Annotated in this window: 21 protein-coding genes; 9 read left to right on the forward strand and 12 right to left on the reverse strand. The window is 60.8% G+C overall.

Features of this window, described 5'->3' with window-relative positions:
- Positions 1-469: 469 nt before the first annotated feature.
- Entirely contained in the window at positions 470-892 is a 423-nt protein-coding gene (locus tag SLW74_RS06405; protein WP_065991892.1) for an HPF/RaiA family ribosome-associated protein, read from the reverse strand.
- A gap of 293 nt (positions 893-1,185) precedes the next feature.
- Here SLW74_RS06405 and SLW74_RS06410 point away from each other — a divergent pair, with 293 nt between their 5' ends.
- Genes SLW74_RS06410 through SLW74_RS06420 form a run of 3 tightly spaced genes read left to right on the forward strand, consistent with a single transcriptional unit; the run spans position 1,186 to position 5,189 of the window.
- Positions 1,186-1,791 carry an RNA polymerase sigma factor gene (locus tag SLW74_RS06410; RefSeq protein WP_410928413.1) on the forward strand — a complete coding sequence of 202 codons (606 nt, stop codon included), beginning with the start codon at positions 1,186-1,188 and terminating at the stop codon, positions 1,789-1,791.
- On the forward strand, positions 1,788-2,759 hold the full coding sequence (locus SLW74_RS06415) for a FecR family protein (RefSeq protein ID WP_410928414.1): 972 nt from the start codon (positions 1,788-1,790) through the stop codon (positions 2,757-2,759). The genes SLW74_RS06410 and SLW74_RS06415 overlap by 4 nt, the downstream gene beginning before the upstream one ends.
- A 48-nt stretch (positions 2,760-2,807) precedes the next feature.
- Entirely contained in the window at positions 2,808-5,189 is a 2,382-nt protein-coding gene (locus tag SLW74_RS06420; protein ID WP_410928415.1) for a TonB-dependent siderophore receptor, read from the forward strand.
- On the opposite strand, the gene SLW74_RS06425 is transcribed toward SLW74_RS06420, so the two are convergent.
- Positions 5,186-6,064, reverse strand: a complete 879-nt coding sequence (locus SLW74_RS06425; RefSeq protein ID WP_410928416.1) for a helix-turn-helix domain-containing protein — start codon at positions 6,062-6,064, stop codon at positions 5,186-5,188. The two genes, SLW74_RS06420 and SLW74_RS06425, sit on opposite strands and share 4 nt — an antisense overlap.
- Positions 6,065-6,197: 133 nt before the next feature.
- On the opposite strand from SLW74_RS06425, the gene SLW74_RS06430 reads away from it, so the two are divergent.
- Entirely contained in the window at positions 6,198-7,097 is a 900-nt protein-coding gene (locus tag SLW74_RS06430; RefSeq protein ID WP_410928417.1) for a DMT family transporter, read from the forward strand.
- Positions 7,098-7,157: 60 nt separating this feature from the next.
- On the opposite strand, the gene SLW74_RS06435 is transcribed toward SLW74_RS06430, so the two are convergent.
- Positions 7,158-8,132 carry a 2-hydroxyacid dehydrogenase gene (locus SLW74_RS06435; RefSeq protein WP_410928418.1) on the reverse strand — a complete coding sequence of 325 codons (975 nt, stop codon included), beginning with the start codon at positions 8,130-8,132 and terminating at the stop codon, positions 7,158-7,160.
- A gap of 105 nt (positions 8,133-8,237) precedes the next feature.
- Positions 8,238-9,185, reverse strand: coding sequence for a LysR family transcriptional regulator (locus tag SLW74_RS06440; RefSeq protein ID WP_133772022.1), 948 nt, complete (start codon positions 9,183-9,185; stop codon positions 8,238-8,240).
- Positions 9,186-9,366: 181 nt separating this feature from the next.
- Here SLW74_RS06440 and SLW74_RS06445 point away from each other — a divergent pair, with 181 nt between their 5' ends.
- The 4 genes from SLW74_RS06445 to SLW74_RS06460 are packed head-to-tail and all read left to right on the forward strand — an operon-like array spanning position 9,367 to position 14,177.
- Entirely contained in the window at positions 9,367-10,878 is a 1,512-nt protein-coding gene (locus SLW74_RS06445) for an efflux transporter outer membrane subunit (RefSeq protein ID WP_410928419.1), read from the forward strand.
- Between the two features lie 22 nt (positions 10,879-10,900).
- Positions 10,901-13,099, forward strand: coding sequence for an FUSC family protein (locus tag SLW74_RS06450; protein ID WP_410928420.1), 2,199 nt, complete (start codon positions 10,901-10,903; stop codon positions 13,097-13,099).
- On the forward strand, positions 13,089-13,289 hold the full coding sequence (locus tag SLW74_RS06455) for a DUF1656 domain-containing protein (protein WP_065991906.1): 201 nt from the start codon (positions 13,089-13,091) through the stop codon (positions 13,287-13,289). Before SLW74_RS06450 ends, SLW74_RS06455 begins: the two co-directional genes overlap by 11 nt.
- A 15-nt stretch (positions 13,290-13,304) precedes the next feature.
- The gene (locus SLW74_RS06460; RefSeq protein ID WP_410928421.1) at positions 13,305-14,177 is read left to right on the forward strand and encodes an efflux RND transporter periplasmic adaptor subunit; all 873 of its coding nucleotides are present in this window, start codon (positions 13,305-13,307) and stop codon (positions 14,175-14,177) included.
- A gap of 196 nt (positions 14,178-14,373) precedes the next feature.
- Here the strand turns inward: SLW74_RS06460 and SLW74_RS06465 are convergent, their stop codons facing one another.
- Both SLW74_RS06465 and SLW74_RS06470 read right to left on the reverse strand, forming a co-directional pair.
- Positions 14,374-15,198 carry an SDR family oxidoreductase gene (locus tag SLW74_RS06465; RefSeq protein WP_410928422.1) on the reverse strand — a complete coding sequence of 275 codons (825 nt, stop codon included), beginning with the start codon at positions 15,196-15,198 and terminating at the stop codon, positions 14,374-14,376.
- A 33-nt stretch (positions 15,199-15,231) separates the two neighbouring features.
- Positions 15,232-15,696, reverse strand: coding sequence for a multidrug transporter (locus SLW74_RS06470; RefSeq protein WP_065991909.1), 465 nt, complete (start codon positions 15,694-15,696; stop codon positions 15,232-15,234).
- Between the two features lie 286 nt (positions 15,697-15,982).
- Between SLW74_RS06470 and SLW74_RS06475 the strand changes: the two genes are divergently transcribed.
- On the forward strand, positions 15,983-18,655 hold the full coding sequence (locus SLW74_RS06475) for an RHS repeat-associated core domain-containing protein (RefSeq protein ID WP_410928423.1): 2,673 nt from the start codon (positions 15,983-15,985) through the stop codon (positions 18,653-18,655).
- 372 nt (positions 18,656-19,027) lie between these two features.
- Here SLW74_RS06475 and SLW74_RS06480 read toward each other — a convergent pair whose 3' ends face one another.
- From SLW74_RS06480 to SLW74_RS06505, 6 genes are all read right to left on the reverse strand, one after another.
- Positions 19,028-19,375: a hypothetical protein gene (locus tag SLW74_RS06480; protein ID WP_192132642.1), complete on the reverse strand. Its 348-nt coding sequence runs from the start codon at positions 19,373-19,375 to the stop codon at positions 19,028-19,030.
- Between the two features lie 237 nt (positions 19,376-19,612).
- Complete coding sequence (locus SLW74_RS06485; protein WP_065991920.1) at positions 19,613-21,067, reverse strand: mannose-1-phosphate guanylyltransferase/mannose-6-phosphate isomerase; 1,455 nt, start codon at positions 21,065-21,067, stop codon at positions 19,613-19,615.
- 205 nt (positions 21,068-21,272) lie between these two features.
- Positions 21,273-21,929 (reverse strand): alginate O-acetyltransferase AlgF, encoded by a 657-nt coding sequence (locus SLW74_RS06490; RefSeq protein WP_410928589.1) that lies wholly within the window; start codon positions 21,927-21,929, stop codon positions 21,273-21,275.
- Between the two features lie 33 nt (positions 21,930-21,962).
- The gene (locus SLW74_RS06495) at positions 21,963-23,138 is read right to left on the reverse strand and encodes an alginate O-acetyltransferase (RefSeq protein ID WP_065991925.1); all 1,176 of its coding nucleotides are present in this window, start codon (positions 23,136-23,138) and stop codon (positions 21,963-21,965) included.
- Between the two features lie 10 nt (positions 23,139-23,148).
- Complete coding sequence (locus tag SLW74_RS06500) at positions 23,149-24,711, reverse strand: MBOAT family O-acyltransferase (RefSeq protein ID WP_065991926.1); 1,563 nt, start codon at positions 24,709-24,711, stop codon at positions 23,149-23,151.
- Positions 24,712-24,896: 185 nt separating this feature from the next.
- Positions 24,897-26,033 (reverse strand): mannuronate-specific alginate lyase, encoded by a 1,137-nt coding sequence (locus SLW74_RS06505; RefSeq protein ID WP_065991927.1) that lies wholly within the window; start codon positions 26,031-26,033, stop codon positions 24,897-24,899.

The following is a 26,033-nucleotide window of genomic DNA, read 5'->3' on the forward strand; positions in this document are numbered from 1 at the left end:
ACGGTTAATGATTCCTGCCCTGGCCGCGCTCGCTGAAATCGCGGTGATTTCCATCAGTGGTCCGTTGAAACGTCGTCGTATTGAGCGAGTCACTGCGTCCGAGGCCAGCAGGCCTGCGGCGTGCAGGTGAGGTGTAAGCTCGACGATACAAAGCTTGCAGGGTTTGGGCCACAACGGACGAAAGGTGTAAATGGTCCCGATCGCTGGACCCAAGGGCCCGGAAACGAGAAGCAGGTCATGGTTTCAGCATCCGTCTTGTACTGGCCAAGGGCTTGGCCCATTCCCGCTCGGCACCATTTGCGCGCCTCATGCGTTCTTTGTGTGCGAAAGGTCGGCCACTTGAATCGGCCATCCGTTTAGCGCGGTTCTTCATTCAAGCGCTGGTTGCCTAACGACGGCGCAAAAAAAGAGCGGGCCCGTTTCCAGGCTCGCCCCTCTTTCAATCGTTCAGTGTTTCAGAGCTGCTGCATCAGCCGTGCAACGCTTCGTCCTTCTCGAGAAATTCTTCTTCGAGCAACGCGTCAGCACTGACCGGCTCGTCATCCAGATCGCTTTCAATCACCGGAGCCGCGCCGCGTTTGTTGCCGCGCAGTTTTCCGAAAAGATGTTCCAGGGCGTGGTCCAGCTTGACCGCTGCGCCATCCACTGCCTGATCGATCGAATCGGCCTTGTGGGTCACAGAAATGGGTTGGTGTCCTTTTGGCCGGGCTTCCATCTGGCAGCGGATGTCATGCGGGCCTGGCTTGTCGCCGTTTTCGTCGTTGATGTGGACCTCAACGCGGGTCAGATCCTCTTCGTATCGTTCGAGCGTAGTTTCAACCGTGGTTCGTACCCACTCCTCCAGACGGACGCTGTTTTCGATGTGGTTATCGCTGTTGACCTGGATTTGCATAGTTCTTCCCTTACTTTGGCTTGCTCGGGAGAGTCTGGACGAGGTGTTTTTCGTCTGCCCTCATTCACAGTGTTGGCGCCGATCCCCGAACAATTCAACCCCTTGGAACCGAGAATATATTTCGCGAAAGGGGGAACTCGACCGGCAAGTCCAGTTTTGCTGGGCCGCGCCTTTTTGGGGGCAACCTTCGGCCGCTGAAGATTTGTTGCGAGATTCGTCGGACATCTTTTGCGCATGAGAATATTTATCATTAATATTGCGCCTCGCATCCTCCCCCAGCCCGTGCCTGAATCATGATCGATCCGCCTCCTTCCTTGAACTCAGCGTGCCAGGACCTCGACCACGAGGCTCCGAAGGCTGCACGCGCGCGGTTTCTGGAGGTGTTTCTGTCCCAGCGTCCGCAAATGGAGGCGCTGGTCAGCCGAAGGGTGGGTTGCCGGGCGACGGCGGCGGATCTGGTGCAGGACTTGTTTCTCAGGTTCTGGCGGCGTCCGCTGGTGCAGGTCGAGGAGCTCAACACCTACCTGCTGCGCTGTGCTGGCAATATCGCCATTGACCATCTGCGCAATGAGAGCACTCGCGCCCGGCTCAGCGATGAGCGGCTGCCGGAATCGCACTGGGCCGAGACTGACGAACCCCAAGCGGCGCTGGAAGCAAGCAACGATCTGCGCCACATCGAAACGGCGTTGCGCGGATTGCCGGAGAAAACCCGGCAGATTTTCCTGCTCAACCGAATCCACGGGCGCAAGTACGCCGAAATCGCCAGGGCCATGGGCCTTTCGCAGAGTGCCGTGGAGAAACACATGATGCGCGCCCTGCAGGTCTGCAAGGCGAGCATCAATCAGGACGTCAATCGGGTTCCGCCGCTTGCCGGGAAACCCGGGGGCGTACGCCGATGAATGCCGTTCCTGATCCGACTGCCGATCCCCATACCATGGCCCTGAATTGGCTCAGCGTGTTGCACAACCAGCCGACGATTGCCGATCAGGCGCGCTTCAGCCGCTGGCTGCACGCTGATCCCGCTCATGCCGAAGCGTACGCCCAGGCTCAGGTCGTGTGGGAACTGAGCGAAGAGCCTGCCGCCACACTGGCCGGCGAAGACGCTGCCGCACTCAATGCTTTGCTGCGGAAAATGGACGCACCCAAGCCGCGCAGGGGAGCGGCGCTGGCGATGGCGGCGTGTCTGGTGCTGATGATCAGCGCGGGGTTGGGCTGGAATCCCCAGCGCTGGGCAGAGGACTTGAATGCCGATTATGTGTCGGCGCCGGGGCAGGTCCGGACGTTGATCCTGTCAGACGGGTCGCAGGTAACGATGGACGCCGACAGCGCAATCGCCGTGCATTTTGGCGACGGAGAGCGGCACGTCGAGTTGCGCCGTGGCGCCGCATTCTTTCACGTTACCCACACCGGCGAGCCGTTTGTGGTCGATGGCGGACGCGGCGAAACCCGGGTGCTGGGCACGCAATTCGAAGTACGGCTGCAGCCGCCCGGCGCGCAAATCACTGTGCTGTCGGGACGTGTCGGGGTCAAAGCGGCCGCCGATGCCCCGCAGCGGATCCTGACGGCAGGTCAGCGGGCCCGTTATGACCGTGAGCAAACCGGCGCTCCGCAGTCTGTCGACAGCGAAAGCCAGTTGGCCTGGCGTCAGGGCTGGCTCAATTACGCCCGCGCCCCCCTCGCTGATGTGATCAGCGACCTGAACCGTTATTACCCGGGCCGGATCATTTTGCTCAACGACCAACTGGCCGCGAAGACCATCAGCGGCAGCTTCCCGAGCCGCGATCCGCAGGCCGTGCTGGCGGCGTTGAAATCCGTGGTTGGTTTTGAGCAATACGAAGCGCTCGGGCGGGTCATTGTGATCCGTTGACCACAGGCGAGTTGTTGAGGTGTATCGCATTCAAACGGGGTGATCGATGTGAGAAGTGGGTTTGGCTTTTCGGTGGTAGCGGTCTGGAGCGCCTGCGCTCAGGCAGCCGCGCCGGCCTACGACTTTTCGATTCCGGCCAAACCGCTGTCCCAGTCGCTCAGGGATTTCAGTCGAGTCACAGGGCAGGGGGTTATTTACACCCAGGACGTGCCTTACGCGGTGGATGCCCCGGCATTGATGGGCTCGTTCAGTGCGGAACAGGCGTTACGTATTCTGCTGGGCACGTCTGGCCTCACATTCCGCCGTGCCACAGACGACACCTTCACGCTGCAATCCCGCCCCGTCGAGGGTGCGGTCACCCTTGGCGCGACGCAGATCGACTCCACTCTCAGTGCCGTTTACAGCTATCAGCCGCCTGCAGTGACATCGGTGATGCGCAGCGCGACACCGCGCCTTGAAACCCCGCAGGCGGTCAGCGTTGTTCCGGCGCAGGTGTTGAGGGATCAGGCGCCGCACAATCTCGACGATGTGCTGGCCAACGTGAGTGGCGTAACCCAGGGCAACACCCTCGGCAGCACACAGGACACGCTGATGAAGCGGGGTTTTGGCGAGAATCGCGACGGTTCGATCATGCGCGACGGGATGCCGGTGGTCCAGGGCCGCAACCTCAATGTCACCGCCGAGCGCGTCGAAGTTCTCAAGGGCCCGGCGTCGCTGTTGTATGGCATTCAGGACCCGGGCGGGGTGATCAACGTGGTCAGCAAGCGTCCGCAGTTACAGTCGGCCAACTCGCTGACGGCGCGAGGTTCAAGCTACGGCGCAGGCAAAAACGGCAGTGGCGGAACGTTCGATAGCACCGGCGCGATTGATGGCGCTGAAGGCGCGTCCACCGGGCTGGCATACCGCTTGATCGTCGACCACGAAGACGAAGATTACTGGCGCAATTACGGCGTACACCGTGAATCGCTGATCGCGCCATCGCTCGCCTGGTATGGCGATGACACCGAGGTGCTGGCGTCCTACGAACACCGGGAATTTCTCTCGCCGTTTGATCGCGGCACGGCAATCGATCCTCGCACAAACCGTCCGTTGAACATCCCCGCGACCCGGCGTCTGGACGAGCCCTTCAACACAATGGAAGGGCGCTCGGACCTGTATCGATTCGAGGTCGATCACACCTTCGACGACACCTGGAGAGGCCACCTCGGTTACAGCTACAACCGCGAGACCTACGACGCCAGTCAGGTGCGCGTGACCGCCGTCGATCCGGCCACCGGCACGCTGACCCGCTCCATCGACGGGACCGGCAACGCCCTGAGCACCGATCGCTTCACCACGCTCACGTTGAGCGGCGACACCTCGCTGGCGGGCTTGCGGCACGAGTTGCTGATGGGCGTCGACGACGAATACCGCAAAGTCGCGCGCGGTGAGCTGATCCGCCAGAAAAGCCAGAGCACGTTCAGCTACGTGAATCCGGTGTATGGCCAGGAAGCGGAGGGCACTCAGGTCAGTGCGGCGGACAGCCATCAGCTCGATATCCTGCGCAGCGACTCGGTGTTTGCTCAGGACTCCGTGCACCTCACCGATCGCTGGATTTTCGTCGCGGGCGCGCGTTATCAAGTGTTCGATCAGCAGGCTGGCAAAGGCTCGCCGTTCACGCGCAATACCGATTTGAACGGGCAAAAGTGGATTCCCCGAGCGGGCCTTGTTTACCGCTACAGCGATGAGCTTTCGTTGTATGTCAGTTACACCGAGGCGTTCAAGCCCAACTCCAGCATCGCTACGCTGGCGGGGGGCACCGTGCTGGATTCGGCGACGTTGCCCGAAGAATCGAAAGCGTGGGAGCTGGGCGCCAAGTGGGATTCCTCAGATGGCATCAGTGCGACGCTGGCGCTGTTCGACATCAGAAAGCGCAACGTGCTGGTGGCGAATTTCGACTCGCTGACGGCGAACACGGTGTACACCACGGCGGGTCAGGTGCGCTCGCGGGGTGTGGAGCTGGACGTGAGCGGGCAGCTGTCAGATCGCTGGAGTCTGATTGGCGGCTATGCTTTCACCGATGCCTGGGTGGTTGATGATCCGACCCTGAAGGGCAACCGCTTGCAGAACGTACCCCGGCACAGCGGCTCGGTTTCGGCGGTGTATGACTTTGGCGCGGTGCTGGGCGCGGATCGGCTGCGGACGGGAGCGGGCGCCCATTACGTCGGCGAACGCCCGGGCAATCCGGACAATGATTTTGATCTGCCCGGCTACACCGTCGCCGATGCGTTCGTGACTTACGAAACCCGTCTGGACGGGCAGAAAGTGAAGTTTCAGCTGAACGTGAAAAACCTCTTTGATCGCACCTACTACAGCTCGGCGGTGAGCCGTTATTTCGTGTCCCTGGGGGATTCGCGGCAGGTGGTGATGGCGACGACGCTGGAGTTTTAACGCGACTCAAACGCAGCCCGGTATTCGCCCGCCGTCGCGCCGACTGACTGTTTGAACCGGTTGCTGAAATGGCTGGCACTCGCGAAGCCGCATTCCAGGGCGATCTCGCCAAACGGCTTGCGGGTCGAGCGCAGCAGTTCGCGGGCTCGGTTGAGGCGTCGGGCGAGCAGGTATTGATGGGGCGGCAGGCCGAAGCTTTCGCGGAACATCCGCGCGAAGTGGTATTCCGACAACGCGCACATGCCCGCCAATTGCCCGAGGCTTAAGGGCTCGGCCATGTTCAGCTCAATGAACTCCACCAAATGCCGTCGCAGGTGCGGCGCCAGTCCGCCTTTCAGGCGCAACCCTTCACGCAGCCCGACCTGGCGCAGAACCATGTGGTCGAGCAGCTCATGGGCCAGGCTGCTGGTGAGCATGCGCTCGCCGGGCTCTCGCCAATCCATGCGGATCAGGCGATGAAAACGCTCGGCCTGCAGCGGATCATCCAGAAACGTGTGCTCCTGCAACGCCAACTGGCGTGGCTCGCGATCCAGCAGCGTGACGCAGTTGAGGGCGAACTGTTCGGGGCTGATATACAAATGCGCCAGACGGATTTCACCGTTCACCACCCAGGAGGACTGATGGCCGGCGGGCAGCGTGCAGATCTTGTCCGGAGCGCCTTTCTTGCCCGGCTGATCGCGGCGGAATGTTCCCGTGCCGCCGTCGATGTAGCACGACAGCGTGTGGTGCGTCGGCGCATGGTAGTTCTGCGCGTCATGACGGTTGTTCCACAGCGCCGCCATCACCCCGTCGCCCAGAGGCGCGCACTTCTCCAGCTGCGCGTGGGGCGAGCTGTTCAGGGATTGAAAGACCTGGATGGTTTCGAGTGACGACATGGGGACTCCTCTGCGCCTCGCATCCTACTCCGAGCGCTGCCCCCTGCCAGCGGGGTGACGATCAAATGCGCAAGTTTCTGCAAGTGAGGGCAGACCCGCGCCGCCAGACTGAGGCCTCACTGGGGAGCTCGACATGAACATCACGCTGTATCTGCTGACCGTTTTAATCTGGGGCACGACCTGGATCGCCTTGAAACTGCAACTGGGCGAGGTCGCCATCCCGGTGTCGATCGTCTACCGCTTTGGCCTCGCGGCGCTCATCCTCTTCGCCTTGTTGCTAGGGACCGGGAAACTGCAGAAGGTCAATCGCCGCGGGCAGCTCATCTGCCTGGCGCAGGGGCTGTGCCTGTTCTGCGTAAATTTCATGTGCTTCTACACCGCCAGCCAGTGGATTCCGACCGGTCTGGTGGCGGTGGTGTTTTCCACTGCGACATTGTGGAACGCGCTCAACGCCCGAATCTTCTTCAAGCAGCAAATCGCGCGCAACGTCGTGTTGGGCGGCACGCTGGGGCTGATGGGGCTGGCGTGCCTGTTCTGGCCGGAATTGGCCGGGCACAGCGCCAGCCGCGAGACCTTGATCGGTCTAGCGCTGACCCTGCTCGGCACGCTGTGTTTCTCTGCGGGAAACATGCTCTCCAGCCTGCAACAGAAGGCCGGCCTGCGTCCGCTGACCACCAATGCCTACGGCATGCTGTATGGCGCGACGATGCTGTGCGTGTATTGCCTGCTGAGCGGCACGCCGTTCGGGTTTGAGTGGAACGCGCGGTACATCGGCTCGCTGTTGTATCTGGTGGTGCCGGGATCGGTGATTGGCTTTACCGCCTATCTCACCCTGGTCGGCCGCATGGGCCCGGAGCGCGCGGCGTATTGCACGGTGCTGTTCCCGGTGGTGGCGTTGAATGTGTCGGCGTTTGCCGAAGGCTATCAATGGACCGCCCCCGCGCTGATGGGGCTGGTGTTGGTGATGGCGGGGAACGTGCTGGTGTTCAGGAAGCCGAGGGTGATTGTGCCGGTGGGGGCGAAGCTGACATAGGGCGGGCTGAAACCTTTGATCGTTCCCACGGGGACCGTGGGGACGATCATCACAGTGAGCTCAGCCCTTCCACACCTGCGCATTCACCAGGTCCTGCGGCTTTTCGCCCAACAGCGCGGCGCGCAGGTTGGCGTAGGCGCGGTCGGCCATGGCCTGACGGGTTTCGTCAGTCGCCGAGCCGATGTGAGGCAGCGTTACCGCATTGCTCAGCGCAAACAGCGGCGATTCAGCCAACGGCTCTTTCTCGTAGACATCCAGGCCGGCGCCGCGAATCGTGCCGTCCTGCAGTGCCTTGATCAGCGCCGGCTCGTCGACGATCGGGCCGCGGGCGATGTTCACCAGAATGGCGCTCTTCTTCATCAGCGATAGCTCGCGGGTGCTGATCATGTGCTGGGTCTTTTCGCTGAGCGGCACCACCAGGCAGACGAAATCCGACTCGGCCAGCAACTGATCCAGCGTACGGAATTGCGCGCCCAATTCCTGCTCGATGGCGGTCTTGCGGCTGTTGCCGCTGTACAGGATCGGCATGTTGAAGCCCAGACGACCCCGCCGTGCGACTGCCGCGCCAATATTGCCCATGCCCACAATGCCCAGCGTCTTACCGTAGACGTCGGTGCCAAAATGCGGCGCCTCGATGCTGCGTTTCCAGTGACCGGCTTTGGTGTAGGCGTCCAGTTCGGCGACGCGGCGGGCGCTGCCCATGATCAACGAGAAGCCCAGATCTGCCGTGCTTTCCGTCAGCACGTCGGGGGTGTTGGTCAGCATGACGCCGCGTTCGGTGAGGTAGTCGACGTCGTAGTTGTCGTAACCGACCGAAATGCTCGACACCACTTCCAGCTGCTTTGCATTCTCCAGTTGTTCGCGCCCCAGCTTGCGGCCAGCGCCGATCATGCCGTGGCTGTGGGGCAGGGCTTCGTTGAACTGCGCGTTCAGATCACCCTTTTTCGGGTCGGGGATGATCACGTTGAAGTCTTGCTGCAGGCGCTCGGCCATTTCCGGAGACACGCGGCTGAAGGCAAGGACGGTCTTTTTCATCGGATAGCTTCTCTCGGCAGTTCAGAAGGGCATTGCGTAGCACGCTAACATTCTTGCCGAGGGATTGGCGAGGTGGATGGATACGTTGTCAGGTGGGGCGGAGGGTTAAACCGTCTCCGGCAATACATGGGTCTGCAGGTCCGCTTCATGGGCGGCCATGATTTCCGGCAGCGAGCCGCGCAGGTATTCGACCCAGGTTTTGATCTTCGCATCCAGGTACTGCCGCGACGGGTAGATCGCGTACAGGTTCAGCTCGTGGGACCGGTACTGCGGCAACACCCGCACCAGCGAGCCGTTACGCAATCCTTCGATGGCCGAGTAGATCGGCAGAATCCCGATGCCCATGCCGCTGCTGATCGCCGCCTGCATGGCGTCGGCCGAATTCACCAGAAACGGCGAGTTGCCGATGGTCACGGTTTCCTGGCCTTCGGGGCCGTCGAACGCCCACTTTTCCAGCGGGAACACCGGGCTGACCAGACGCAGGCAAGCATGGTTGAGCAAGTCAGCCGGTCGGTGGGCCATGCCGAACGCCTTGATGTAGGCGGGCGAGGCACAAACGATGCTGTACGTGATGCCCAGTCGCTGGGAGACGAAGCCCGAGTCCGGCAGCTCGCTGGCGAGCACGATGGACACGTCGTACCCCTCTTCGAGCAGGTCCGGGACGCGGTTGGTCATGGTCAGGTCGAACGAGACGTCCGGGTGATTGCGCCGGTAGCGGGCAATCGCGTCGATGACGTAATGCTGGCCCACGCCGGTCATCGAATGGACTTTCAGCTGCCCGGCCGGACGCGCATGGGCATCGCTGGCTTCGGCTTCCGCCTCTTCGACGTAACCGAGAATCTGCTCGCAGCGCAGCAGGTAACGCTTGCCCGCTTCAGTCAGGGCGATGCGTCGCGTGGTGCGGTTGAGGAGCCGGGTCTGCAGGTGGGCCTCTAGGTTGGAGACAGCGCGCGAAACGTTTGCGGTGGTGGTGTCCAATTGAGCGGCGGCAGCGGTGAAGCTGCCCGCTTGCGCCACGCAAGTGAAGGCGCGCATGTTTTGCAGAGTGTCCATTGGCCGTTCTCAGATGAGATAGCAAATTGTGACATGAAGTAACTGATCCATGTCAGCCATACCAAAGGATTATCTCCGGTTCCGTAACAAAGATTCGCAGAAGTCCCGGCTTATCGCCGGGCTAGACGCCCCCTAGAATCGCCGCATCATCGATTCCCCCTCCATTCAGGTAATTGCAGCAGTGCCGCGTCGTCTCGTCAGAGGGCTCAAATCCCTCAGTGTGTGCGCTTTAACGTTACTCATCAGCGGCTGCATCGGAACTGGCGGAATCGCCCCACAAGGCACAGCGTTGTCGCCCGACGCGCTGGCCACCGACGACGCCATCAAGGCGGCCGACAAAGACGCCCACTGGCCGGCTGGTCAGTGGTGGCGTGCCTATGGCGACGAACAACTCAATCGCTGGATCGAACTGGCCGCCATGGGCAGCCCCAGCCTGGCGATCGCTGCCGCGCGAGTGCGTCAGGCCAAGGCCATGGCGGGCATCGCGGAGTCGGCGGAATCCCTGCACGTCTCCGGCGACAGCAGCCTGAAACGACACAACTGGCCGACGGATCAGTTCTACGGCCCGGGTGAGCTGTCGAACACCAGCACGTGGGACAACAACGCTTCGCTGGGCCTGAGTTATTCCCTTGACCTGTGGGGCCAGGAAAGCAATCACTCCGAACAGGCGCTGGACATGGCGCACATGAGCGCGGCGCAGGAGCGTCAGGCGCAGCTGGAATTGCAGGACAACATCGTCCGCGCCTACATCCAGCTGTCGCTCAACTACGCCCAGCGCGACATCGCCGAAGCGACCCTCGCGCAACAGCAGCAGATCGTTGATCTGGCCCAGCGTCGTCTGAACGGCGGCATCGGCACCCATTTTGAAGTCAGCCAGGCGCAAACCCCGCTGCCCGAAACCCATCGTCAGATTGACGCCCTGGACGAGGCGATTGCCCTGAGCCGCAATCAGATCGCGGCGCTGGCGGGCAAAGGACCGGGCGAGGGCGCACGTCTGCAGCGGCCGACGCTGTCACTGAACGCGGCGTTGACGTTGCCCTCCGCGCTGCCCGCCGAATTGCTGGGGCAGCGTCCGGATGTGGTCGCCAGCCGCTGGCGAGTGGCGGCGCAGGCGCGAGGCATCGATGTGGCCCATGCCGGCTTCTATCCGAACGTTGATCTGATGGGCAGCCTTGGTTACATGGCCACCGGCGGCGGCATGCTGGAATTCCTCGCCGGCAAGAAATTCAACTACAGCGTGGGCCCGGCGATCACCTTGCCGATCTTCGACGGCGGACGTTTGCGTTCGGCGCTGGGCGTGGCGTCAGCGGGCTACGACGAAGCTGTCGCGCAGTACAACCAGACCCTGGTGATGGCGCTGAAGAGCATCTCCGATCAACTGATTCGTCGTGAGTCGATGGACAAGCAACAGCAGTTCGCCGATCAATCAGTGGCCGCCGCGCAGAAAACCTACGACATCGCGATGGTTGCCTATAAACGCGGCCTGACCGATTACCTCAATGTGCTCAACGCGCAGACGTTGTTGTTCCATCAACAGCAGGTGCAGCAACACGTCCAGGCTGAGCGCCTGACGGTGCATGCTGAGCTGGTGGTGGCGCTGGGCGGCGGGTTGATGGCCGGCAATGATTCCCCCGCACCGGCAAAGACCGCCGTGCCGAAAACGCCGGCGTCGCTGGCGGTGTTTGATCAATGAAACGCTCCGGCAGGGCCTGGCGATGAACGCCGCTTTTAACTGGCTCAGGTCACTGGAGTGGCGTCGAGGCCTCAACGATTGGGCGCGCAGCGATGGCGTGACGTGGATCTACATCAGCAAGGTGCTGACTGCGGCGTTCCTCACGTACTGGATCGCCATGCGCCTGGAGCTGCCGCAGCCGCGCACGGCCATGATCACTGTGTTCATCGTGATGCAGCCCCAGAGCGGTCAGGTGTTCGCCAAGAGTTTCTACCGCTTGCTCGGCACGCTCGCCGGCTCCGTGATCATGGTCACGCTGATGGCACTGTTCGCGCAAAACAGCGAGCTGTTTCTCGGCAGTCTGGCGATCTGGGTCGGCTTCTGCTGCGCCGGGGCGGCGCGCTATCGCAACTTCCGCGCCTACGGTTTTGTGCTGGCCGGCTACACCGCCGCGATGACCGGGCTGCCAGCGCTCGCTCACCCGGACACCTCGTTTATGGCCGCCATGTGGCGGGTGCTGGAAATCTCCCTCGGCATCGTCTGCTCGACACTGGTCAGCGCCGCGATCCTGCCGCAAAGCGCCGGCGCGGCGATGCGCAACACCTTGTATCAGCGCTTTGGCACCTTCGCTCAGTTCGTCATCACCGGCCTGCGCGGCGAGAGCGATCCGGCGTCGTTCGAAGCCAGCAACGTGCGCTTCATCGCCGATGCCGTGGGGCTCGAAGGCCTGCGCGCGGTCACCGTGTTTGAAGACCCGCACATGCGCCGCCGCAACGGCCGGTTGAATCGCCTGAACAGCGAGTTCATGACCATCACCACTCGCTTCAACGCCCTGCATCAGTTGCTCGAGCGGTTGCGTGGGCGCGGCGTGAAGCCAGCGGTTCAGGCCATCGAGCCCGGCCTGAATGCGCTGACCCGCTTGCTGGAGCCTTTTGCCGGACGCGCGCTGACCAACGCCGACGCCGCGCTGCTGGCCAATCGGTTGAGCGTGTACAAGGCCGACTTGCCCGAGCACGTGCGCAGCCTGCGCGCCGAGTTCGTCAAGACCGAGCCCAGCGACGCCGACCTGCTGGATTTCCACACCGCTTACGAATTGCTGTACCGCTTCGTCGACGACATGCACGACTACGCCCAGACCCATGCGTCTTTGGCCGATCACCGCCATGCGCGGGAGAAATGGGTCGAGCCCTTCGTGTCCACCACCAGTTGGCTGTCTTCGCTGGCCTCCGGCGTGCGCGCGACCTTTATTCTCGCGGTCATGTCGGTGTACTGGGTGGCCACGGCGTGGCCGAGCGGCGCGTCGATGACCCTGGTGTCCGCCGCCACGGTGGCGCTTTCCGCGACGACATCGAACCCGAGGCGCATGTCGTTTCAGATGGCGTGCGGGACCTTTCTGGGTGCGCTGCTGGGGTTTTTCATCACCTTTTTCGTGCTGCCGCGCATCGATGGTTTTCCGCTGTTGTGCATGGTGCTGGCGCCGGTGTTCGTGTTCGGCACGTTCCTGACCACGAGGCCGCAGTGGGTGGGATATGGTCTGGGGCTGCTGATTTTCTTCAGCATCGGTTCGGCGCCGGACAACCTCACGGTCTACAACCCCTATGTGTTCATCAATGACTACATCGCCATGGTCCTCGGCATGCTGTTGTGTGCGGCGGCGGGAGCGATCATTCTGCCGCCGAACAGTCGCTGGCTGTGGCAGCGGCTGGAAGGCAACCTGCGCCGACAAGTGAGTTTCGCCATCAGCGCGCCACTGCGCGGGATTCGTTCCAGTTTCGAAAGCCGCACCCGCGATCTGATGCATCAGGCCTACGGCCTGGCCGCCGGTAAACCCGAGGTGCAACGCAACCTGCTGCGCTGGATGTTCGTGGTGCTGGAGATCGGCCACGCGATCATCGAGTTGCGCCGCGAGCAGGCCATTCTGCCGGTGCACCCGAGTTACGCCGAATGGCAGCCCTGGCGGCAGGCGATTCGCGCCATGGGCCGCTCGTTGATTCGTCTGTTCATCCAGCCCGATCCCCACAATCTGGCGCGCAGCCTGTCGGCCGTCGATCACGCCATCATCTGCGTGCAGAACACCGACGAGCCCTTTGCTCCGCACTTCGACACCTCGGCGTTGCGCCGGGTGAAAAGCTACCTGCACTTCATCCGCACCTGCCTGCTGGACCCGCAATCGCCGCTGGCAGGTGCTCCGTCAGAGCCGGCGTCTGTGGCCTCGCCGCAAGGACAACTCAATGCCTCGTGAACTCGCCTTCCATGGCGTTTACATGCCGACGGTGACCGTCATGTTTCTGGTCGCCATGGTGCTTTCCTGGGCGCTGGACCGCTTCATGTCCGGGCTCGACCTCTACCGTTTCTTCTGGCATCCGGCGCTGCTGCGTCTGAGCCTGTTCAGCTGCATTTTCGGCGCCATGGCGCTCACTGTTTACCGTTGAGGCACGTTGGTTGAGATGAAAAAGCTCTTCAGTCTGATCGCGACTTTGTTGATTCTGGCCCTGGCCATCTGGATCGGCCGGCTGCTGTGGATTCACTACATGGACACGCCGTGGACCCGCGACGGCCGGGTGCGCGCCGACGTGATCAACGTCGCCGCCGATGTCAGCGGCGTGGTGATCGATGTGCCGGTGAAGGACAACCAGCCAGTGAAAAAAGGCGACCTGTTGATGCAGATCGACCCTGAGCATTATCAGCTGGCAGTGAAGCAGGCCGAGGCCATGGTGGCGTCGCGCAAGGCGACCTGGGAGATGCGCAAGGTCAACGCCAATCGACGCAAGGACATGGACGCCCTGGTGATCTCCGCCGAAAGTCGAGAAGACGCCGTCAATGTCGCCACCTCCGCCCAAGCGGATTATCAACTGGCGGTCGCGCAGCTTGAAGCCGCGCAATTGAACCTGCAACGCACCAAGGTGCTGGCCGCGGTGGACGGCTACGTCACCAACCTCAACGTGCATCGCGGCGACTACGCGCGCATCGGCGAAGCGAAGATGGCCGTTGTCGACAGGAACTCGTTCTGGGTGTACGGCTTCTTCGAAGAGACCAAGCTGCCCCACGTCAGGATTGGCGATCCGGCGGACATGCAGTTGATGAGCGGCGAGGTGATGAAGGGCCACGTCGAAAGCATCGCCCGCGCCATCTACGACCGCGACAACCCGGAGAGCCGCGAGCTCATCGCCGACGTCAACCCGACCTTCAACTGGGTACGACTGGCGCAGCGCGTGCCCGTGCGCATTCACCTGGATCAGGTGCCGGAAGGGGTGGTGCTGGCGGCGGGGATTACGTGCACGGTGATTGTGAATCCCGAAACGCAAGATTCAACGCGATAGCACGTTGAGCTGCGCGGTACGCCAGATGTGTCGCGCCGGAGGATGCAGGAGCGTGGCTTGTCCCGCGATCTGTTGCGCAGCGACAGTAATAACAGTGATTGCGGTGCATCAGTTATAACCGGGGCGCTTGGTCTTGCTTCCGCTTCGCGCCAGTTCGCGGGACAAGCCACGCTCCTACAGAAGCCGGCGGTGGCAGTCAGTATTTTTTATCCAGCTTAAAGCGCTTGCTCAGAATCCACTCCAGCACGGCCTTGGGCAGCAGCCGTTCCATCAGGGGCAACGCGCGGCTGCCGTTGCCGGAGCGCAATAGACGCGGTGGATGGCTGCGTTGCACGGCGTCGAGCACGTCGCGGGCGAAGTCGGCAGCGGGTGTCGGGTTGCCCTGTGACGCATTGGCCCGGGCGCGGATGCCTTCACGCCACGGCCACCACGGCGAATCCTGGTGAATCACCTGCTCGGCCTCGTGGCTGGCGTTTTGTGCGAAGTGGGTATCGATAGCGCCGGGCTGGACTTCCATCACCCGAATCCCGAAGGGTGCCAGTTCCATGCGCAGTGCTTCAGTCATGGCATGAACGGCGGCTTTTGACGCGCAGTACGCGCCCGCGAATGGGGTGACCAGCACGCCCGAAACGCTGCCGATATTCCCCACCAACCCCTTGTTGCGGCGCAGCATTGGAAACAGCGCGCGCGTCACGCCGACCACGGAAAACACGTTGGTCTCGAATTGCCTGCGCATAGCATCAACCCCGCCATCCAGCAGCGGGCCAATGCCACCGTAGCCTGCGTTGTTGATCAGCACGTCGAGCCCTTTGCCGTGTTGATCCAGCTCGGAAACCAGTCGATCAATCGCAGCGCTGTCATTGACGTCCAGGGCCACGGCACGAAAACCTGCCAGGGTCAGCGCCTGCACGTCGGCCGGCTTGCGTGCGGTTGTCCAGACATCATGCCCTGCCGCTTTGAACGTATTCGCCATGGCGCGGCCGATGCCGCTGGAACAACCGGTGATCAACACCACAGACATGGTTCAGTCCTTGGAAAAAGAGAAGGGCGGCGCTCAGCCGGAGAACGTGCCTTGCAGGCGTTCGGCACGAAACTCCAAGGTCTGCGGCCGGTAACCCGGACGCAGCGGCGGCATCGGCAAGCAATCCTGCCACTGACTGCCGGGCAACAAATCGCCCGGCCCGCGATAACGCGGCGCGGTGTACGTGTCTTCGGCCAGGTTGACGGTATCGCCCGGCGCGTAGGCTGCGATTTTCCAGCGCAGTTCGCTGAGCGAAACGGTGTTGCCGTTATCGATCAGTACCAGCAGCGGACGCCCCGTAGGACACTGTTGCGGCGCATAGTCCACGCGCAATTGCAGGCGCTCAAGGCGCTGTTCGTCGCGGCTGTCTTCCCAGACCACAAACGCCGCCACGACGCCCAGCCCGACTGCGGCAGCCAGGGAAACAGGCAACGCTTTGGAGGGATAGCGCAGAAGCAGGACCAGCCAGGTGAACAGGAGTACGGCGCCGAAAATCATCGTGTCGATCTCGCGATTGCAGATGAGGGCATCGTACCGAAAGGGGAGGGGGTTGGGCTAATGGATTGGGCTCAACCGAACCGCTCAGCGCAACCGTCCAGCCGGACCGGCGGTCAGTCAGAAATCCGCAGCCAAACTAGTCTTAGGGTATTTCCTGCAACGGATTGCACAGGTCATGGCTCACTCCTGCTCGCTACATACCCATACTCCGACACTCACGGTAATAGAGCCGCGCAGGCTACCTGTTCGTACGGTGTCCTTCTACGTGGCTCAAACGGATGCGCCCATGACCGTGCGGGTTGACCGCCTTGCCTATGACCCCGCAGGAAGGCAAACGGCGCGTTGGGACCCACGACTATGGGCTGCCGCCGATCTGGCATCGGACGCGACGAGCAATGTGAGTGTGGTCTTCTCGCTCAGCGGGGAGCGGCTGCTTTATGAGAGCGTCGATGCGGGGTGGCGCCTTCAATCAGTGGGGGAAGGCGGGCAGCGTGACGGGGGCTGGGACGGACGCGGAGTGGTTCAGCGGGTCGAATACGACAAGCAGCTGCGGCCGACTGCCTTGTTTGAAGAACAGGGCGCACGGGACGGTACGGCGCGAACCTGCGTCGAGCGCTTGAGCTATGGAGGGCCTGATGAGCATCACGCCAACCAATGCAATCAAATAGTCAGGCATTACGATCCGGCCGGCTCGCTGTGCAATACGTCGTTCGATATAAACCGGAATGCGCTCTCGCAGGCGCGGCGTTTTCTCAATGATCCGAACATGTCCAGTTGGCCGGACGCCGCCGTAGCTTGCGACCAGCTTCTGGAACCCGGAGACGGCGCCCGGATGGCCTGGCGATTCGCTCCCACAGGCGAAATGTCCGAACAGCGCGATGCCATGGGAAACACCCAGTTTTTTGCCCAGACCGTCGCCGGGCTGCTCAAGCAAACCCGCTTGCAGCTGGCCGGCCTGCCAGCGGAAACGCTGGTGGGCGATATTCAATACGACGCCTTCAATCGCGCGGTTTCAGAAACCGCCGGAAATGGCGTCGTCACCTCTGCGGCTTATTCAACACAAGACGCTCGTCTGGTGAACGTCCAGTCGACGCTTCCCGATGGGGAAAGACGGCAGGATCTGCGTTACGCCTACGATCCGGTCGGCAACGTGATCAGCATTGCAGATGCTTCGCTCCCTCAAAGCCATTTCGTCAATCAGCTCACCAAGTCCATCAGCACATTCACGTACGACACGCTGTATCAACTCATCGAGGCCACCGGTCGGGAGCTGGCGTCGGTCAATCGAGGCCCGGATCTCGCGGTGTTCCAATCGCCGATCGACCCCTCCCGACTGACGAATTACCGACAGAACTACGAATACGATGCGGGCGGCAATTTGCTCAAGCGCAGTCACGTTGGCGTGCAAGATCATTCGCAATGGCTGGCGGCGGCCAACGGTAGCAACCGGTGTCTGGCTCAACTGACTGACACGCCGCCAACTGACGCCGAGATTGCTGCCGCATTCGATGCCAACGGTAATTTGCAGCGGCTGGCGCCCGGGCAAAACATTGAGTGGAACCCGCGTAACCAGTTGCGCAGGGTAACCCTGGTAGCCAGGCCTTCGGGAGTGGATGACAGTGAGGTTTACGTCTATGACGCAACCGGCCTGCGTGTGCGCAAGATTCGGACGGTTCAGGCTAAAAATGTCGTCCATGTGAACGACGTACGCTATCTGCCGGGCCTGGAAATCCGCGCCAATAGCGCGACTGGCGAAACGCTGCACGTCATCACCGCTCCCGGTGGACGCAACGCGGTGCGGGTTCTGCATTGGGTAGAGGGCAAACCGGAGACGATAGGCAACGATCAGACGCGCTACACGCTGAGTGATCATTTGGGGTCAAGCCTGATGGAGCTGGATCAGCAATGCCGATTGATCAGTCAGGAAAGTTATTACCCCTTTGGAGGCACAGCCTGGTGGGCAGGCCGATGCCAAATTGAAGCGCACTACAAAACCGTGCGTTATTCAGGAAAAGAGCGGGATGCGACCGGGCTTTACTACTATGGCCTGCGGTGTTACGCACCGTGGCTGATGCGCTGGATCAATCCGGATCCGACGGGTGAACAAGGCGGGGTGAATCTGTTTTGCTTTTGCAGTAACTCACCGATCCGCTATCGCGACTCCCAAGGCGCAGCCCCTTACGATGTTCCTCAGGTCGTGGTGGTAGCCGCAGGAATGGGGGATTTCAGCCCGCCACAGCAGGCGAAGATGAGGAAGGCGCTGGACGCTGCAAGTTATCTGGTGGCTGGAACGCGTGATCAACTTCGCGAAGCGTCACCCCGCCGGGATGTAGTCAAGGCCTTCGACGCGACGTTTGGTGAACTGCCGGCATCCATTCGCTCTGAAACGATAGAGGGCGTCGTAGAAAGCCTCGACAGTTATAGGAACATGTTGACGGCATTCGGTAAGCCGCACGCGGACCTTGATATCGAGCTTTTTGACGGTCCATCCATGGTTAAGGGACGTACTTTACTGGCGGGAGAGTTCGAAGATGTGGTCAAGAGCTTCGGAGTTTCACGCACCCATCTTGAACAGGATCATGTGCTCAATGTTGCCTGGACGTTGATCCATGAAACTTCTCATGCAGTCAATTTCACCGTTGATACCCATTATTACGAGCAGCCGAAACTCGAGGCCGATGCTACCCCTGAGGCTGTCCGAGGCTGGAGCAAACAAATAAGAAGGTCCTTGTCGCGAGTTGTCAGATCAGGTCCTTACGAGAAGCATGGCAGTGCTCCTGTTTACGAGACCAGCATGCAAGGTTTAACAGATGACGCGGCTAACCGGCATCAACGCAAGGCCACCTTTGTGGGGAATGGGAGCGTGAGATCCTCGCTGTTACGGATGAATGCAGACACTTTTCCCGCGTTGGTCAACGCCACCCGATTTCCTGAAAGATGGTTGCGCAGGCAGGTCTGACAAATAGGCCAACATTCAGTCATTGGGCGTGACTGTGGTCGGTCAGCCCAAACAGGTTCGTGTGCAGCTGGCAGGGAAACGGGGCAGGGCTCTGGAGAGATAACGCAGAAGCAGGACCAGCCAGGTGAACAGGAGTACGGCGCCGAAAATCATCGTGTCGATCTCGCGATTGCAGATGAGGGCATCGTACCGAAAGGGGAGGGGCTTGAGCTAATGATGGTTTGTATGTTTCAACCTTGATCCGTAGGAGCCGGCTCGATGGCGAACCCGGTTTGACCCTCACAACGGAGTGTCTGAAAGCATGCGTGTTGGCAGGGTCAACATGGTGATAGAGACTGGCACCTCAGCGTGCGCAGTCTCCGCAACCACAAGTTACTTGTCGAACAAATAAGGTTTTTCGTTCGTGACGGTGCCGTGGCCAGTGGCGTTAGTCGGCTCTGCGGTCAAAAACACTTCTTTACCTTTAATAATATCGAAGGAGCTTGCGGGAAATCTTGCCCTTGTCTCCCCGTTGGAATTAAAAGGCTGGAGAATCGTAGGGCCGACATCGTACTCACCAGAATCGCCCTTACCAAGCGCTTTGAAGTTGATGTGGGTAATTTCATTTTGAGCCTTGGTCGGGTAAGGCGGGAAAACGGCCTCCACATCCTCACCGCGAACAAGCGTGTAATTTGGCCGGTCGAAGACGGGCGTTGGGTATGCTTTGCTGTTAGCACTCATGATTCATCATCCTTGTAATTGCATTTGAGTGTGAATTGACCTCGTCCTTAAAGTACGACCCATCCGACCTTCTGAATACTGTTACAAATGACAGTACCAAGATGAATTGGCGATAATGATGGGGGCGAATACTCCGACGGGTGCAGCAAAGATCATAAAAAAAGCCCCCGAAAACCCTCTGCGGATGGGGAATACGCAGAGGATTGACGGGGGCTAGTACTACTGGGTGAAGCGGTATTAACGGGCGATGGTCTGGGTCTTCACGCCGGCTTCGATGCCTGGGGTGGAGCGGCCGTAGACGTCTTCGAAACGCTCGATGTCGTCTTCGCCCAGGTAGCTACCCGATTGAACTTCGATGATTTCCAACGGGATTTTGCCCGGGTTGCGCAGACGGTGAACCGAGGCAATCGGGATGTAGGTCGACTGGTTCTCGGTCAGCAGGAACACGTTGTCGTCGCAGGTGACCTGAGCGGTACCCGATACGACGATCCAGTGCTCAGCGCGGTGGTGATGCATCTGCAGCGACAGGCTGGCGCCCGGCTTGACGGAAATGCGCTTGACCTGGAAACGACCGCCCATGTCCACGGAGTCGTACGAGCCCCATGGGCGATAGACTTCGAGGTGGTTCTGGGTTTCGCTGCGGCCTTGCTCGTTCAGCGTGTTGACCAGTTGCTTGACGCCCTGAACCTTGTCTTTGTGAACGATCATCATGGCGTCTTTGGTTTCGACGACAACGATATTGTCCAGGCCGATCACGGTGACCAGTTTGCCGTTGCCCTGAATCATGCAGTTGCGGCTGTCCTGGATAACGACATCGCCCTTGGCAACGTTGCCGTTCTCGTCTTTGGCGTGCACGTCCCACAGGGATGACCAGCAGCCGACATCGCTCCAGCCCGCATCAAGTGGTACGACGCACGCGCGCTGGGTTTTTTCCATGACGGCGTAGTCGATGGAGTTGTCCGGGCAGCAGGCGAAGCTCGCCTCGTCCAGGGAGATGCTGTCGCCTTCCTGCTTGCTGCGCTCGAGGGTCAGCAGGCAGTTGTCGTAGATGTCCGGATCGTGCTTTTTCAGCTCTTCCAGATAACGGCTGGCACGGAACAGGAACATGCCGCTGTTCCAGTAGTAACCGCCGGCCTGGACGAATTCCTGAGCGCGTTGCTCATCAGGCTTTTCGACGAACTGCTGAACGCGGCTGACGCCTTCCGGCAGCAAGGCATCGGCGGTGGACTTGATGTAGCCGTAGCCGGTTTCAGGCTTGGTCGCCGGGATACCGAACAGCACCATTTCGCCGCGCTCTGCAGCGACGGTGGCCAAAGCCAGTGCGCGTTGCAGGGCTTTCTGATCGTCGATCACGTGGTCGGCTGGCAGGACCAGCATCAACTCGTCGCGACCTTCGTTGGCGAGCATCATCGCGGTGATGGCAACGGCTGGCGCAGTGTTGCGGCCAAACGGTTCCATGATGACGGCCTGAGTTTCCAGACCCAGCGCACCGAGCTGCTCGGTGACGATAAAGCGGTGGTCCTTGTTGCAGACCACGACAGGGTGCTGCATGCCGTCGAATTGCAGGCGCTCGACGGTCTGCTGGAAAAGGGTGTGTTCGCCGGTCAGCGCCAGGAACTGTTTAGGAAACTGTTTACGCGAAAGAGGCCAGAGTCGGGAACCGCTACCACCTGACAAGATCACTGGAATCATTTTGTTTCTCCGTTAAGCAAAAATCGTTCGAATGGGCTGTAGGTCTTTTCGGTCTTTCTGGTTTTTGTCTTGCATCGCCCGGCGTCCTCTTGGCGGTCTGCTTGCTCCGCAGTGCCTGACGCCGAACGCTTAATCCCGTAAATCCGTGGCAGCGCGCGAGTAATCCCGCGCGCTGCCTGCGGCCTCTCGGCCAGCTTCGAATCTGTTACTGAGTGCCGGTCGGGCGCTTGACCCAGACTGGCGCCAAGCTGCTGCCGCTACCGGTCACGTACAGAACGGCGGCTTCACCGCGCTCCAGTGCAACCGGCTTCAGGTCAGCCACTTTCTTGTCGCCGTCAAACAGCGCGAAGCTGACTTTGACCGGGTTGATTTCACGCTCGCCGGTGCCCTTGGCAGACACAGCCTTGACCACGTCGGTCTTGCCATCAGCGGTTTTCAGGGTCAGCGCCTTGTCGCTCAGGTTCTGTACGCGAACCAGGGACTTCTGCTTGTTCTTGAACGGAGGCTCTTCAACCAGCTGAGGTGCGCCCGAGGTGTTGTTGACGATGGTGTAGTAGTGATCGCTGGCCAGTTTCACCGGCAGGGACTGGCTGCCGACTTTGGCGGTGTAGTCGCCCTGTGGCATGAAGCCGAAGTCACTGCTGGCCAATGGGCCGATTTCGTTGAGGCTGGTGTTGCCGACGCTGGCCGAGATTTCGCTGCTGCTGGCGTTGTAAACACGCACGAAGGTCGAGCCTTTCGGAGCGGTCGGGCCATACAGGGCGGCATCGCCACCGGCGAAGGCGGAAAGGGAGACGAAGCCCAGGCTCGCGGCCAGCACGCAGGTTTTCAGCAGGTTGGTTTTGCTCGAACGAACTGGCATCGGGTTCTGCGAAGTCATAGTCAAAGAGTCCTCTCAGTTTTGGGCCCGGGTGGGCGACTTGGAGTTGTTGGCGTTGTCCGCCAGATTCTGTTGGGGGTCACGTGCCTTTTTGAGTTCAGCGATCCACTGTGGGTCGAACTCGGTCAGGTCGTTGTGAGCGGGCAGGTAGCGTTCCGGAAATTCCCAGATCAGCACCTGCGGTGGGCTGCTCTTGAAGGCGTCGGTCTGCAGATACTTGAGCATCGGCAGGATCGGGCCATGGCCGTCTTCGGCGTAATTCACGACGTCTGCGTGCAGGGCCTGTTTAAGCGCGCCGGCAAAGTTCCAGTTGGGGTTGGCGCTGTAGCTAGTGCCGACCAGACCCACTGCAACGGAATTGTCCGCGAACAGGGCATCATCGCTTTCGGCGCCAGCCTGAGCCGGGTTGGTGCTGCGCTGCTGCAGGTCATCCGGCTTGGGCAGCAGGTTGGTGAACAGCGGATCCAGCGGCAGGAAGTTGGTCAAATCGCCCTTGTAGGGTTCGGTCGTCTTGGCTTCGGTGACGAAGTTCTGCGGTTCAACGTTCAGCGGCACTTGCTTGCTGATCACGTCACCCAACTGCTGGGCGACGATTTCCGCGCCCATCGGCGTCCAGTGGGTGTCGGTGCGCAGGAACACCTGGCCCTTCTCCTTGGCGCTTTGCAGCGGCGTCAGCAGATCCGGGGCAAGGATGCCGGCCTGATTCACTTGAGCGTGGAACTGCTGATACAGATCGGTGTGCAGCGTGGCCGGTTTGTTGTCACCGACGTGCTCCGGGTATAGACGGGTCTTGGCCGGAATGATCGCCAGCACCAGTTGCGTGCCTTGCTTTTTCAGGGTGTCACGCACGCCCTGAATGATTGCCAGGTTGTCTGCTTCGTTCTGCTCGCTGTTGGCAACGGCGTCGAACTCTTCGTCGGTGTACAGCCACTGGTCTTTGCCCAGGATCACGCCCGGACGACCTTCGTTGAACAGCTTGTAGTCCAGCGCCGCCCAAAGGTTGGTGCCCAGACGCTTGATCGGAAATGCTTCGTCGTAGTGGGTTTCCACCGCCTTGGTCCAGTGACCATTCAGCACGGTGGTCTCCTTCGACGTCGAGAAGCCGACGAAGCTGCGTAGCGACCAAAGACCCAGCACCAGCAGAATCGCCAGGAACAGGAAGATGTAGAGGAAACGTAATGAACGGGTCATGTCAGGCTCCTCAGAACTGGAAGTAAAGGAACGGCGAGAAACTGGCCGCCGAGAGTTTCAGGATCGATGCAACGAACATCAGCAGGATCAGGGCGCGCATGGCATAGCGCGACCAGTCGGCGGTCCAGTAGGCAGGCTGAACCTGCGCTTCGGTGCCGACGATGTAACCCGGTTGATGAATGCTGCCCGGCTTGTCGCCCGGCACGGCTTTGATCAGGCCAGGCTCGGCAGCGGCAGGGCCATCGGCCTGCACGGCTTTGTCGGTCGGCTTGGCCGGCGCACGGTTGCGGTAGAAATCACGCAGGCCAAAGAAGGCGAGGGTGATGTATGCCACGACCAGCGTTGCTACTTGCAGGCCGGTGAGGCTGGCGCGGTTGAGCTCCGACAGACCGAGATCGCTGAAGCTGAACATGGCGCCGTACATGCGGGCGGCAACGTGCAGGTTTTCCGAGCGGAAGATGACCCAGCCCATGACCACCAGCAGGAAGGTAAAGGCCCAGCGAACAACGTTGAACGTGCGGGGCGCAGTGTTAAGGCCGATGGCTTTTTCAATCGCCAGCCACACACCGTGCCAGGCACCCCAGACGATGTAAGTGATGTTGGCGCCGTGCCACAGACCACCCAGCAGCATGGTCAGGAACAGGTTGCGGTAGGTCGCGACTTTGCCGCCACGGTTGCCGCCCAGCGTGATGTACAGATAGTCACGCAGCCAGGTGGACAGGCTGATGTGCCAGCGACGCCAGAACTCGGTGATCGACTGACTGATGTAGGGCTGTTTGAAGTTTTCCATGAAGCGGAAACCCATCATCAGGCCCAGGCCGATGGCCATGTCGCTGTAGCCGGAGAAGTCGAAGTACAGCTGAGCGGTGTACGCCAGCGCGCCGAGCCAGGCGTCACCCGTGGTCGGGTTCTGCAGGGCAAAGCAATGGTCGGCGACCACCGCCAGCGTGTCGGCAATAAAGACCTTCTTGATGAAACCCTGCATGAACCGCGTGCAGCCTTCGGAGAACTTGTCGAGGGTGTGCGTGCGGTTGTTGAACTGGTCCACCAGGTCGCGGAAACGCAGCACCGGTCCGGCGATCAGGTGCGGGAAAATCGCCACGAATGCTGCGAAGTCGATGAGGTTGCGCGTCGCCGGGGTGTCCCCACGGTAGACGTCGATGATGTAGCTGATGGACTCGAAAATGTAGAACGAGATACCGATCGGCAGCAACACATGGGTGAGGATGAACGGCTCAAGACCGATCGACGTCATCATCGCGTTGATGCTGTCCACGCCGAAGTTGGCGTACTTGAAGTAGCCAAGGATGCCCAGGTCGACCACCACGCCGAGCAGCAGCCAGCGCTGTGCCGGTTTGGTTCTGACCCCGGCAGCGCCTACGCGCAGGCCGATCCAGTAGTTCCACAGCGTCACACCTGCGAACAGTGCCAGGAAGTCCACTCGCCACCACGCGTAGAACACGTAGCTGGCGACCAGCAGCAGCAGGTTGCGATAGCGTTGCCCGCTCAGGTAGTACAAGCCGAGAAACACCGGCAAGAACAGGAACAGGAACACGTTGGATGAGAAAACCATCCTTTACCTCTCCATTTGTCCAACATCAAGGGCCGAAGCCCCCCCAAACCCCCCACGAAAAATGGAGGGGCGAAACATGTTCCGGTTAACCCGGAACTACCCTGTGGGAGCGAACTTGCTCGCGAATAAACGGGTGCCGCTCATGGCCCCTTCGCGAGCGAACTCGCCCCCACATCCCGCTGCGCTTACGAACCGCCCTTATCACCCTTGTCGTGCGTCGGGTCATAAGTGCGGGTCAGGTCGCCGCCGAGGCGGAAGTTCTTGAACGGTTGCATCTTGTGTTTCTGTTCAAGCACATCCGGGCCGCAGTCATACAGCGAGCAATACGGTTCCAGCCAGGCGAATTTCATGTCGGTTTTCAGGTCCGTCATGTCCTGCTTTTCGCCGTCACGTGCTGCGAATTCGCTGCCTGAATTCTTCACGCCAGCCAGGACGCGATCACCCAGACGCTTGAGCGCACCGTTGTTTTCCTGACGCAGATCGACACCGTTGGCCTGGGCGAAACTCGCGATCATCGCCAACGGCGGAAGCGCATAGTTGTGGTAGGCCAGCGCGCGTTGCTTGCGCTTGAGCTCGTTCGGCAGGAAACCTTGCGGGTCGATCTGGTTGGCGCCGATCTTGAATTCCTTCACGGCCCAATCGAACAGGTCCTGGCGATTGGTCGCCACTGCCGTGGACATCACGGCCCAGGCGGCCCAGTACGAGTGGTTATTGGTCTTCTCAAGCGGCAGATTGTTCCAGTCGCTGACCACGTGATCCGCCAGTTTGCTGAACCAGGCTTCGATGACCTGCGTCTCCTGCTGGCGGGTAGCCAGAGGGTGCGACTCGGAGAACTTCAGGCGCAGATAAGCGGACGACATGCTGCCCAGTGCCCATTTGCGCATCGACTTGCCGGTGTGGTTGAAGTCGGTGGACTCCAGCGCATCGGCCTTGGCCCAGGTGGTCAGCATGTTCAGCGCGCAATCGAGCTGTTCCGGGCGACCGTCACGCATGTACTGCATCACCACCTTGCTGGTGGCACGCTCCATGGTGGTGATGTCTTTGGTCGCATCACGGAACGCCTGGTCCGAAACCATGTTCAACGTTGCGCGGGCCTTGTCCGAGCCTTCGTATTTGCTGCGAAACTGCAGCGGACCGGTGTAAGGCTGCGGGATTGAGTCACAGCTGAACTTGCCCTGGCCTGTCTTGAATTTCTCGACACCTTCGTAGTAACCCTGCGGCGGCACGAGTGTCGACGCAGCGCTGGCGCCGGTGGCGAACAGTGCCGAGGACATCATCGCCAGCGACAGAAGGGTAGGGAGCATCAGTTTTGGAGTGTGCAT

It is taken from the genome of Pseudomonas sp. W5-36, from assembly GCF_046540455.1.
Lineage (GTDB): Bacteria > Pseudomonadota > Gammaproteobacteria > Pseudomonadales > Pseudomonadaceae > Aquipseudomonas > Aquipseudomonas graminis_B.